The following is an 11257-nucleotide window of genomic DNA, read 5'->3' as shown; positions in this document are numbered from 1 at the left end:
AAGCGGAAAAGCGAAGGGCGCGTAGCCCCCGTGTTTGTGAAAAGAAAAAGGAGCCGCAAGCGGCTCCCTTCTCGTCTTCGGTCGGTGCGTCCGCCGGGCGTCAGGCCGGCTGCTTGCCGTCCATCAGCGCCACGAAGCGGTCGAAGAGATAGTGGCTGTCCTGCGGGCCGGGCGAGGCCTCCGGGTGGTACTGCACCGAGAAGACCGGCTTGTTCTTCAACCGGATGCCCTCGTTGGTGCCGTCGAACAGGCTGACATGGGTCACCTCGGCGTCGGCGGGCAGGGTCTCCTCCATCACCACGAAGCCGTGGTTCTGGCTGGTGATCTCCACCCGGCCGGAGGCCAGGTCCTTCACCGGATGGTTGGCGCCGCGGTGGCCCAGCGGCATCTTCTTCGTCTTGGCGCCGAGCGCCAGCGAGAGCATCTGGTGGCCCAGGCAGATGCCGAACATCGGCAGGCCGGTGTCCAGCAGGCCCTTGATCGTCGGCACGGCGTATTCGCCGGTGGCCGCGGGGTCGCCGGGGCCGTTCGACAGGAAGACGCCGTCCGGCTTGTGGCGCATCACCTCTTCCACCGTGGCGGTGCCCGGAACCACGGTGACCTTGCAGCCGGCCGCGGCGAGGCAGCGCAGGATGTTGCGCTTGGCGCCGAAATCGATCGCCACGACGTGGAAGCGCGGGCTCTCCTGCGTGGCGTAGCCGGCGCCGAGCGTCCAGGCGCCCTCATCCCAGCCGTAGGTCTGGCGGCAGGAGACGTCCTTGGCGAGGTCCATGCCCTCCAGCCCCGGCCAGCCCTTGGCCTTGGCGACCAGCGCGTCGAGGTCGAACTTGCCGTCCGGCGCGTGGGCGACGACGCCGTTCGGGGCGCCCAGGTCGCGGATGCGCCGGGTCAGGCGGCGGGTGTCCACCCCGGCCAGACCGACCAGCCCGTAGCTCTTCAGCCAGTCGTCGAGATGGCGGGTGGCGCGCCAGTTCGACGGATCGGTGACGTCGGCGCGCAGGATCAGGCCGCGCGCGGCGGGGGTCACCGTCTCGATGTCTTCCGGGTTGGCGCCGGTGTTGCCGATGTGCGGAAAGGTGAAGGTGATGATCTGCCCGGCGTAGCTGGGGTCGGTCAGGATTTCCTGATAGCCGGTCATCGAGGTGTTGAAGCACACCTCGCCCACCGAATCCCCCACCGCACCGATGCCTCGGCCCTTGAAGACGGTGCCGTCGGCCAGAACCAGGACACCGGTGTAAGCGCCGGCATCGCCCGCCGGGAGAGTCGATTGAGCCATCCTTCAGACCTTATCAAGAGCCGCCGCGGGCCACATATTCCTGCCTTGCGGAGCGTCGGCGCCGCGTCCCGCCCCGCTGGGCGCACGCGTCGTCGTCGGTCCGCGCCCCGCCATCCCGGTTCCTTGCGGTTCGGGTGTCTGAGCCTGGATCGATTAGTCGGGACGGGTGAGCCGGTCAACCGTATATGACGATTGGTACCCCGATTTCCAGCGGCGCGTTTGCATAATCGCCGTGCTTCTCCGGTGGGGCTTGGCCTTTGGAGGGGCTGTGGAATGCGCTGGCGGGGGGTGGAAATCGGCCCTTCGGAATTGACGTGGCAATCCGGCGCAAATTTAGGAATATTGCCGGTTCGCGTCGCGTCTTCCGCGCCATCCCACGGATGGAGACGGTGCGGACGCTGCCGAGCGGCCGTTATCGTTTCGACCTGTTGAACACACCTGACGAACACGAAGGACACACGCAATGCTGCGCACGCGCCTGAACGAGGCTTTGAAGCAGGCGATGCTCGCCAAGAACCAGCGCGCCGTCTCGACCGTGCGCCTGATCCTGGCCGCGCTGAAGGACCGGGACATCGCGGCGCGTTCGCGCGGCGTCACCGACGGCATCGACGAGGCCGAGATCCTCTCCATGCTGCAGACGATGATCAAGCAGCGCGGCGAGTCGATCAAGCTGTACGAGCAGGGCGGCCGCCTGGAGCTGGCCGAGCAGGAGCGCGAGGAGATCACCATCATCGAGGGCTTCCTGCCCAAGCAGATGTCGGAGGAGGAGGTGGCCGCCGCCGTGAAGACGGTGGTGGACGAGATCGGCGCCACCTGCATCAAGGACATGGGCAAGGTGATGGCGGAGCTGAAGACCCGCTACGCCGGCCAGATGGACTTCGCCAAGGTCAGCGGCACCGTGAAGCAGCAGCTGTCGGCCTGCTGACGGTGCGGTTTCCGATCTAGCACGGGTTCCGCCCGCCCATGGCCTTCCCGCCCCAATTCCTGGAAGAGCTGCGCACCCGTCTCGCTTTGTCGGACGTGGTGGGCAAGCGCCTGCGCCTGATCCGCGCCGGCCGCGAGTACAAGGCGCCGTGCCCCTTCCACAACGAGAAGTCGCCCTCCTTCTACGTCAACGACCAGAAGGGCTTCTTCCATTGCTTCGGCTGCGGGGCGCACGGCGACATCATCGGCTTCGTCATGCGCCACGACAACCTCGCCTTCCCGGAGGCGGTGGAAGCGCTGGCCGGCGAGGCGGGGCTGCCGGTCCCCCGCGCCACCGAGGAGGACAAGCAGCGCTACGAGCGGCGCAAGACGCTGCACGATCTGGTGGAGCAGGCCGCCCGCTGGTTCGAGCAGCAGCTCCACGCCCCCGCAGGCCGCGCCGGACTGGAGTATTTCCAGCGCCGCGGGCTGGACACCGATGGCATGGCGCGCTTCCGCCTGGGCTTCGCCCCCGGCGATTCCGGCGCGCTGCGCAGCCAGCTTCTGAAGCAGGGCTTCTCGGAAGAGGACATGGTGACCGCCGGCCTGCTGAAGCGGCCGGACGACGGGCGCACGCCCTACAGCTTCTTCCGCAACCGGGTGATCTTCCCGGTGACCGACCGGCGCGGCCGGGTGGTCGCCTTCGGCGGGCGCATCCTGGAGGGCGACGGCCCGAAATACGTCAACACCGCCGACACGCCGCTGTTCCACAAGGGAACGCTGTTGTACGGCCTGTCGCGGGCGCGGCAGGCGGCGGCGGACGGCAAGCCGGTGATCGTCGCCGAAGGCTACATGGACGTCATCGCGCTGGTCCGCGCCGGCTTCGAGGGCGCGGTGGCGCCGCTCGGCACTGCCCTGACCGAGACGCAGGTCCAGGAGCTGTGGAAGCTGATCCCCGACGCGGAGAAGGTGCCCTTCCTCTGCTTCGACGGCGACAACGCCGGGCGCCGGGCGGCGTGGCGGGCGGTGGAGCGCATCCTGCCGCACCTCGCCCCCGGCCATTCCGCCCGCGTCGCCTTCCTGCCGGAAGGGGAGGACCCCGACAGCCTGATCCGCCTGCACGGCCCCCGCGCCATGCAGGAGGTGCTGGGCGAGGCCATCCCGCTGTCCGAGGCGGTCTGGCGCATGGAGACCGAAGGCAAGCCCACCGACACCCCCGAATCGAAGGCGGCGGTGAAGGCCGCCTTGGACGCGCGGGTCGGGCAGATCGCCGACCGCGACGTGCAGGTCTTCTACCGCACAGAGATGCGCCGCCGCGTCGACGAGGCCTTCGCCCCGCCGCCGCGCCAGCGCAACGAGCGCGGTCCCTGGGTTCCCAATGGGCAATGGCAGGGCGGGGGGCGCTTCGGCCAGCCGGCGCGCCGGCACACGCCGGGCCTGCCCGGTCTGCGCACGGCGCCACCGCCCGGCCACCGCCGCCGCAACCCCGGCAATCTGGCCGCCGCGCGGGAGCGCGTTCTGCTGGCGGTGATCATCAATCACCCCGACCTGTTCGACGAGTTGGGCGAATCGCTGGGCATGTTGCCGTTTCCCGACCGGGAACTGGAGGAATTGCGCCAAGCGGTCATCGGATTGCTTGCTGAACGGCGGGAAAACGACTCGGGACTTGACGCCGCATCGCTTTGTCGCCACTTGTCTTCCGCCGGCTATGATACCATTGTCCGCTCTCTGCTCAGCGAGTCGACCTATGTCCATGCCGGCTTTGCACGCCCGGACGCGTCCTCCCTGGACGCGAAACGGGGGTGGTGGCCGACATGGCATCACCTGCACCACAGGCAGGTGATGGCCGATTTGAGAGAAGCGGAGGCGGCTTTGGCCCGTGACAACAGCGAGGCGAACTTCGCGCGGGTCGTGGCCCTTCAACAGGAGGTCATCAGGTCCGGAATGGGTATGACGGATGACGAGGATCTCGACGATGCCTAGCGGCCAGCGCCGCCGGGCGTGGTGCGGAAGGGAAGGGCCGGAGGGAATGAGACCCGGAGGGGTCTGTCCGGACAAGCTCCGGAACGGTTCACAACCGGTTTAAGCAGGTGCGGATCGACAGCGGGGGGCCGCTGCGGTGCGCGCTATGGGTTTTTCTTATGGGGTAATGCGGGGGCATCGATCGCATGGCCACGAAAGCTGCGAACAGCGTTGAAGTTTCCGAAGCCCGGGACGAGGCCGGCGACGGCCCGCTCATGGACGGCATGGGTCTCGCCGTCAAGAAGATGATCGCCCGCGGCAAGGAGCGTGGCTACGTCACCTATGACGAGCTGAACGCTGCCCTGCCGCAGGATACGTCGTCTTCCGAGCAGATCGAAGACACGATGGCCATGCTCTCCGAGATGGGCATCAACATCGTCGAATCGGAAGAGCAGGATTCGGAAGGCAACGCCAACGCCGACGGCGAGGGCGAAGGCCGGTCCGCCGGCAATCTGGACGATGACGACATCGGCCGCACCGACGACCCCGTGCGCATGTATCTGCGCGAGATGGGCTCGGTGGAGCTGCTGTCCCGCGAGGGCGAGATCGCCATCGCCAAGCGCATCGAGGCCGGGCGCGAGATGATGATCGGGGCGATCTGCGAATCGCCGCTGACCATCCGCGCCATCCTTGAGTGGCACGACGCCCTCATGGAAGGGAAGATGCTGCTGCGCGACATCATCGACCTGGACGCCACCTATGGCGGCGGCCCGGACGGTGAGGAGATCCCCGAAGGTCTGGCCGAGACGGTGGAAGCCGCCCCGGAGGAGACCGAGGAGGAGCGTCCGCCGCGCCCCGAGGGCGAAAGCGAGGAGGAAGGCGACGAGGACGGCGAGAACAGCCTGTCCCTGTCGGCCATGGAAGCCGCGCTGAAGCCTCAGGTCATCGAGACCTTCGAGAAGATCAAGGCCACCTACGACAAGCTGCACAAGCTGCACGAGGGCCGCATCGCGGCCATCCAGCGCGGCGAGGACGTGGCCAAGCAGTCGGACAAGAAGTACGACAAGCTCAAGACCGAGATGGTCGAGCTGATGAACACGGTGCGCCTGAACAACCAGCGCATCGAGCAGCTTGTCGAGCAGCTCTACGCCCTGAACCGCAAGCTGACCGGCTTTGAAGGCAAGCTGCTGCGCATGGCGACCGACTGCCGCGTGAAGCGCGAGGACTTCCTGAACCACTATTTCGGGCACGAACTCGACCCGAACTGGCTGGAGCGCATCCGCGGCCTGAACCCCAAGACCTGGGGCAAGTTCTACGACAAGTACGAGGCCGACATCCGCAAGACGCGCGACGGCGTGTCGAGCATCTCGGATGAGGCCAAGCTGCCGATCAGCGAGTTCCGCCGCATCGTCTCCACCGTCCAGAAGGGCGAGAAGGAGGCGAGCCGCGCGAAGAAGGAGATGGTCGAGGCCAACCTGCGCCTCGTGATCTCCATCGCGAAGAAGTACACGAACCGCGGCCTGCAGTTCCTGGACCTGATCCAGGAGGGCAACATCGGCCTGATGAAGGCGGTGGACAAGTTCGAGTACCGGCGCGGTTACAAGTTCTCGACCTACGCGACGTGGTGGATCCGTCAGGCGATCACCCGCTCGATCGCCGACCAGGCGCGGACCATCCGCATCCCGGTCCACATGATCGAGACGATCAACAAGCTGGTCCGCACCAGCCGCCAGATGCTGCACGAGATCGGCCGCGAGCCGACCCCGGAGGAGCTGGCGGAGCGTCTGATGATGCCGCTGGAGAAGGTCCGCAAGGTCCTGAAGATCGCCAAGGAGCCGATCTCCCTCGAAACGCCGATCGGCGACGAGGAGGATTCGCATCTCGGCGACTTCATCGAGGACAAGAACGCGGTCCTGCCGCTGGACGCCGCCATCCAGGCGAACCTGCGCGAGACGACGACCCGCGTCCTGGCCTCGCTGACGCCGCGTGAGGAACGTGTTCTGCGCATGCGCTTCGGCATCGGCATGAACACCGACCACACGCTGGAAGAAGTCGGGCAGCAGTTCAACGTGACGCGCGAGCGCATCCGTCAGATCGAGGCGAAGGCTCTGCGCAAGCTGAAGCACCCGTCGCGGTCTCGCAAGCTGCGCAGCTTCCTGGACACCTGAGGGGTCCGGGAGGCGAGTGCGCCGCACGGAATGCGGTCGTATGGAAAGCGGGGGGCCTTCGGGTCCCCCTTTTCATTTTGGGCGCCTTTATTTTGGCTGCGGCCTTTATCGAACGGGGTTGCATAAGCCCCCGGTTCTGGGCACATTCGGCATCCCTTGGTGGGGGCCTGTAGTTCAGCGGTTAGAACGCGCCGCTCATAACGGTGTTGTCGTCGGTTCGAATCCGGCCGGGCCCACCAAGCTTTCCAACGGGTTGCCGCCGCTGTGAATGGGAAGGCGGCCGGTTGGCGGCCTCACGCGGATCCCAACCGAGCGTTGGCAACGCCGAGAAGCTGTCCGGAAAGCGGGAATCACCCTAGGTTGCTCTGATCGATCACGGTGCGCGCGGGGGCTTCTCCATGGCGACGGTGCAGGAAGCGCTGGGGCTTGCGGTCGAGTATCATCTCCAGGGTGCACTGACGGAGGCCAGGGAACTTTACGGACGAATCCTCGCCGTCGAGCCGGACCAGCCTCACGCGCTGCATCTGTTGGGCGTGCTCGATGGGCAGCAGGGCCGCCCGGTGGAGGCGATGGCGCGGATTCGTCGCGCCATCGCCAGTGCCCCGGACATCGCCGACTTCCACGCCAACTTCGGCAAGCTGGTCCTGGCGATGGGCCGGACGGACGAGGCGGCGGCGCTCCACCGCCGGGCGCTGACGTTGCGCCCCGGCCACCCGGACGCGCTGGCCGCTCTGGCGCCGCTGCTGGCCGAAGGGCCTCCGACCGACGAGGCCGTGTCGGTGTTCCGGCAACTCCTGCGCCTAAGGCCCGAGGACGGCGGCCTGTGCTTCTCCCTCGCGCGGATGCTGCGGGCGCGGGGGGAGGAGCGGGAAGCGGCGGCGGCCTATCGCCGTCTCATCGCGCTCGACCCGGGTCATGGCGCGGCCTGCAACAATCTTGGCAATCTCCTGCGCGCCGGCGGTGCCGTGGCGCAGGCGGCGGTCTCCTTCCGCTGCGCCGCGCGGCTCTCGCCCGGCTCGGCGATGGTGCTGGTCAATCTCGGCGCGGCGCTCGCCGATCTCGGGCGCACCGAGGCGGCGATGGTCGCGTTCCGTCGGGCGGTCACCTGCCAGCCCGACAACGGCGACGCCTATTTCGGGTTGGGCGGCGCGTCATCCGGGCCTTGCCCATCCGACCGTCTGCGGGTGTTGAACCAGGGGCTGCGCGCCGCCCCGGACCATCCGGGCCTGCTGTACGCCTTGGGTGTGCTCCACGCCGGCCGCGGCGACGACGCTGTCGCCGCCGGCCTTCTGACCCGGGGGGTGGAGGCCGCGCCGTGGGACGCCGCGTGCCGACTGGCCTTGTGCGTCGCGCAACTCCGCCACGTCTACGCCGACGGCGCGGAACTGGCGTCCAGACGGACGGTCTACGCGCACCATCTCGCCGCGCTCGACGGGCTGATCGGCCCCGGTGCTCCGGCCGAGGCGCGGCGGAGCGCCGCGGACCTCGCGGGCGCGCATCTGCCCTTCCTGCTGGCCTATCAGGGCTTGGACAACCGGGCTTTGCAGGAAACCTACGGCGGCATCATGGCCGGGCTGATGGAAACGCGTCTGGGGAGCCTTATCCCGTCCATCTCGCAGACGGCCCTCCCGGAAAAGACCCGCCTGGAAACGCCTGGCGCATCGGCCCGACCCCGGGCAGCCCGGACGCGGTTGCGGGTCGGGATCGTCTCGTCCTACTTCCACGACCATTCGGTGTGGCGGGCGATCCTGGCCGGCTGGCTCACCCAGCTCGATCCGGAGCGCTTCACCCTTCTGGGATACCATGTCACCGGCGAGGAGGACGCCTGCACCGCTCTGGCCGCGTCGCGTTGCGCGGTGTTCCGGCGCGGCCTCGGTACCGTGGAGCGCTGGGCGGAGACCATCGTCGCCGACAGGCCCGACGCGCTGCTGTTCCCCGAGGTCGGCATGGAGCCGATGACCTATCGGCTCGCGGCGCTCCGCCTCGCGCCGGTGCAGGCGGTGGCCTGGGGACACCCCGACACGACGGGGCTGCCCACGCTCGACCATTATCTGTCGGGCGACCTGCTGGAGCCGCCGGATGGAGAGGCCTTCTACAGCGAGCGCCTGCACCGGCTTCCCAACCTTGGTTGCTACGTCGAGCCCACGCGGCAGCCCGTCGCGTCGGTCACGCGCGGGCGGTTCGGCCTGCCCGACGGGGCGCCGGCTTTTCTGTGCAGCCAAAGCCTGTTCAAGTACCTGCCGCAGCACGATCCTGTGTTTCCCGCCATCGCCGCCGCCGTGCCGGGAAGCCGGTTCCTCTTTTTCCGGCACAGCCAATCCACCGTCACCCGCGTCTTTGAGGACCGGCTGGAGCGGGCCTTCGCTCTCCAGGGAATCGACAGCCGGGAGCGCTGTGTCTTCGCCGATCCGCTCGACCATGACGCGTATCTTGCGACGCTGCGGGTGATGGACGTCTATCTCGACAGCATCGGCTTTTCCGGATTCAACACGGCCTTGCAGGCGGTGGAGGCGGGGCTTCCGGTGGTTACCCTGCGGGGGGGCTTCATGCGGGGACGGCTTGCCGCCGCCCTGTTGGACCGCCTCGGGATGGCCGATGTGGTCGCCCAAGGTCCGGACGACTTCATTGCCGACGCCGTTCGCCTGGGGCTCGACCCCGCGGCGCGAACCATCCGCAGATCCCGCCAGACCGCCGCCCTTCCCGTCGTCTATCGTGATCGGGCGACCATCACCGGACTGGAGCGGTTTCTGGCGGGATAGCCGTGACGGCGGAGGCTGTTCCCTCCGCGGGCAGCCCAAGGTCGTGGCGCAGGCAGACGGCGCTGCCGGGGCAGAGGCCGGCGAACTGCGCGCTGGCGCGGATGTCCGGCGGCGCATCGCCGCGTTCCGCACGCGTGAAGCCGATGCGTTCAAAGAAGCCGGCGGCGCCGATGGTCAGCAGCCACAGCCGCTCCAGGCCGAGCGCCAGGGCCTCGCGGGAGAGTGCGTCCACGACCGCATGACCATCGCCCTTGCCGCGGCGCTCCGGCGGCACGACGACCGAGCGGAGCAGCCCGTCGCGCCCATAGACCTCCAAGCCGCCGTAACCCAGGAGCCCATCCGGGTCGTCGACGCGCCAGAAGCGCCGCCCTGCGTCGGCGATGTCCTGGTTCGGCAGGCCCTCTATGGCGAGAAGAGCCGCGAGAGCCGGCAACTCCCGCTTCGTCAGCGGCGTGGCCGTCCGTGGTCCCGTCATGACGGCTTCCTCCCCTTCGGTCCGTCCGCGGCGGGTGCGAACAATTCCCGAAAACAAGAATAACGCCGTCGGATCGCCTGATCCAACCGCGTTCAGCACAGCGTCATGGAAGATTTTTACGGGAAGAGGAGAGTGGCGCGCCCGAAGAGATTCGAACTCCTGACCCCCAGATTCGTAGTCTGGTGCTCTATCCAGCTGAGCTACGGGCGCTTCTCTCTGCCGCGGCGCCGGCGGGGCCGTCGTCTGCGGTGGCGCGGTTTTTAATCGTGGCGTCGCCGGAAGGCAACCAAAATCGTCCGGCTCGTGAAATTTTTCCGGCAAGCGGATGTCAGCCCTTTGACGGACTACAGAATGGCGGCGGTTGGGCTTACCTTGGCGTGGAGATCGACCAGCCAGAAGGGCAATTGAGAACAGCTATGGGTATGACGTTTCTGAGCCGTGCCGTCATGGGGCCGGTGGGTTCGCTGATGGCGGTTTCCTTGATGGCGGCGATCGGCACGGCGCAGGCGGCGGACGACCGGGCCGGCGCCGCGGTTCTGGTGTCCGCGGCCATCGGCAACGAGGTCGTCCAGATGGTCGAACTCGGCCCGAAGGTCATCCAGGTGACCGTCAACGACCGCGTCGTCTACGAGGACCGCGAGGGGCGCACCCTGTCCTTCGTGAACGCGTACAACATGGAAGGGCGCTGGCTGGTGCTGCTCCAGGAGAGCGTGGACGGCAAGTGCGCCGCGCGCTTCCGCGTGCTCGACCTCGGCGGGACCAAGCCTTCCGTCTCGCTGCCCTTCGGGACCTGCAGCGACGCGCCGAAGGTGGAGCAGGCGGACCGGACGCTGACCGTTTCATTGCCGGCGTCCGACGGAAAGAGCACGGCGGCCTGGAACTACCGGGACGGAATGCTCGTTCGCATGCGCTGAACGGAAAGGGAGCCGCGAGGACCGTGGGACATCTGAACCTCTGGCACGTCAACAAGGCGATCTCGCTTCTCGGCAGCACGTCCTTCGTGCTGCCGGTGGCGGGCATCCTGATCGTGATGCTGTGGCGCCGCCATTCGGCGGTCTCGGCGGCACGGTGGCTGGCCGTGCTGGCCATGCTGATGGGCTCGGTGGCGCTTCTGAAGATCCTGGGGCACGCCTGCGGCATCCGTCTGTTCGATGACCGGCTGACCAGCCCCAGCGGCCACGCCGCCCTCGCCGCCGCCGTCTATGGGGCGGTCGGGGTGATGGCGGCGCGCTCGCTGGACGGCTGGCGGCGCGGCGTGGTGGTCCTCGGCGCGCTTGGCCTGGTGGTGGGCGTGGCCGCCTCGCGAATCCTGCTGCGCTACCATTCGGTGACGGAGGTGGTGGTCGGCCTCGTCCTCGGCGGGCTGGCGGTGGCGGCCTTCGCGCAGAGCTTCAACCGGCTGACCCCGTCCCGCCTGAACCTCAGCCCGCTGGTCCTCGCCCTGGTCGTGCTGTTCGGCGTCGCCACCTACGCGCTCGGCGATCGCACCAACGCGGAGCCGATGCTGAAGCATTTCGCCTATCTGCTGCGTGAGGAATCCCCGGTCTGCGGCCCGATGCCGCCGCTGAACAGTTTCCTGGAACGGCTGTAGCGGGGGTTTTCCTTGTTGGATGCGGCCGTGGTCCATGGCTGGACTTCCCGGGACTTGGCAACCGGAATGTTTGCCTTGGAGAGTCGGTTGAGGGTTGAGAGCGGGCTTGCGACGGGGCATGGT

Annotated in this window: 8 protein-coding genes and 2 tRNA genes; 7 read left to right on the top strand and 3 right to left on the bottom strand. The window is 68.0% G+C overall.

Going from position 1 to position 11257, the window contains the following annotated elements:
- Nucleotides 1–100 precede the first annotated feature (100 nt).
- Complete coding sequence (gene carA / locus D3869_RS03335) at nucleotides 101–1276, bottom strand: glutamine-hydrolyzing carbamoyl-phosphate synthase small subunit (RefSeq protein WP_094302954.1); 1176 nt, start codon at nucleotides 1274–1276, stop codon at nucleotides 101–103.
- A gap of 463 nt (nucleotides 1277–1739) precedes the next feature.
- Here carA and D3869_RS03330 point away from each other — a divergent pair, with 463 nt between their 5' ends.
- The 5 genes from D3869_RS03330 to D3869_RS03310 all read left to right on the top strand — a co-directional run bounded on the left by D3869_RS03330 (nucleotide 1740) and on the right by D3869_RS03310 (nucleotide 9068).
- Nucleotides 1740–2201 carry a GatB/YqeY domain-containing protein gene (locus D3869_RS03330; protein ID WP_014240919.1) on the top strand — a complete coding sequence of 154 codons (462 nt, stop codon included), beginning with the start codon at nucleotides 1740–1742 and terminating at the stop codon, nucleotides 2199–2201.
- A 38-nt stretch (nucleotides 2202–2239) separates the two neighbouring features.
- Entirely contained in the window at nucleotides 2240–4162 is a 1923-nt protein-coding gene (gene dnaG / locus D3869_RS03325) for a DNA primase (RefSeq protein ID WP_137138942.1), read from the top strand.
- Between the two features lie 185 nt (nucleotides 4163–4347).
- Complete coding sequence (rpoD, locus tag D3869_RS03320) at nucleotides 4348–6309, top strand: RNA polymerase sigma factor RpoD (RefSeq protein WP_094302951.1); 1962 nt, start codon at nucleotides 4348–4350, stop codon at nucleotides 6307–6309.
- A gap of 163 nt (nucleotides 6310–6472) precedes the next feature.
- Nucleotides 6473–6548, top strand: a tRNA-Ile gene (locus D3869_RS03315).
- A 159-nt stretch (nucleotides 6549–6707) separates the two neighbouring features.
- Complete coding sequence (locus D3869_RS03310) at nucleotides 6708–9068, top strand: tetratricopeptide repeat protein (RefSeq protein ID WP_137138941.1); 2361 nt, start codon at nucleotides 6708–6710, stop codon at nucleotides 9066–9068.
- On the opposite strand, the gene arsN2 is transcribed toward D3869_RS03310, so the two are convergent.
- Complete coding sequence (arsN2, locus tag D3869_RS03305; RefSeq protein WP_137138940.1) at nucleotides 9037–9543, bottom strand: arsenic resistance N-acetyltransferase ArsN2; 507 nt, start codon at nucleotides 9541–9543, stop codon at nucleotides 9037–9039. The genes D3869_RS03310 and arsN2 overlap by 32 nt on opposite strands.
- 133 nt (nucleotides 9544–9676) lie before the next feature.
- Nucleotides 9677–9753: transfer RNA gene (locus tag D3869_RS03300), tRNA-Arg, on the bottom strand.
- Between the two features lie 257 nt (nucleotides 9754–10010).
- On the opposite strand from D3869_RS03300, the gene D3869_RS03295 reads away from it, so the two are divergent.
- Both D3869_RS03295 and D3869_RS03290 read left to right on the top strand, forming a co-directional pair.
- A complete protein-coding gene (locus tag D3869_RS03295) occupies nucleotides 10011–10457 on the top strand; it encodes a hypothetical protein (protein ID WP_137138939.1) in 447 nt (148 codons plus the stop codon).
- 23 nt (nucleotides 10458–10480) lie between these two features.
- Nucleotides 10481–11134, top strand: a complete 654-nt coding sequence (locus D3869_RS03290; RefSeq protein ID WP_137138938.1) for a phosphatase PAP2 family protein — start codon at nucleotides 10481–10483, stop codon at nucleotides 11132–11134.
- Nucleotides 11135–11257 lie beyond the last annotated feature (123 nt).

Source organism: Azospirillum brasilense, assembly GCF_005222205.1.
In the GTDB taxonomy this organism is placed as follows: Bacteria; Pseudomonadota; Alphaproteobacteria; order Azospirillales; family Azospirillaceae; genus Azospirillum; species Azospirillum brasilense_G.
This window is presented reverse-complemented; position numbering and strand designations above follow the sequence as displayed.

Coding starts and splice junctions, on each gene's coding strand:
- carA (WP_094302954.1), bottom strand. CDS start 1,276: ATGGCTCAATCGACTCTCCCGGCGGGCGATGCCGGCGCTTACACCGGT.
- D3869_RS03330 (WP_014240919.1), top strand. CDS start 1,740: ATGCTGCGCACGCGCCTGAACGAGGCTTTGAAGCAGGCGATGCTCGCC.
- dnaG (WP_137138942.1), top strand. CDS start 2,240: ATGGCCTTCCCGCCCCAATTCCTGGAAGAGCTGCGCACCCGTCTCGCT.
- rpoD (WP_094302951.1), top strand. CDS start 4,348: ATGGCCACGAAAGCTGCGAACAGCGTTGAAGTTTCCGAAGCCCGGGAC.
- D3869_RS03310 (WP_137138941.1), top strand. CDS start 6,708: ATGGCGACGGTGCAGGAAGCGCTGGGGCTTGCGGTCGAGTATCATCTC.
- arsN2 (WP_137138940.1), bottom strand. CDS start 9,543: ATGACGGGACCACGGACGGCCACGCCGCTGACGAAGCGGGAGTTGCCG.
- D3869_RS03295 (WP_137138939.1), top strand. CDS start 10,011: ATGGCGGTTTCCTTGATGGCGGCGATCGGCACGGCGCAGGCGGCGGAC.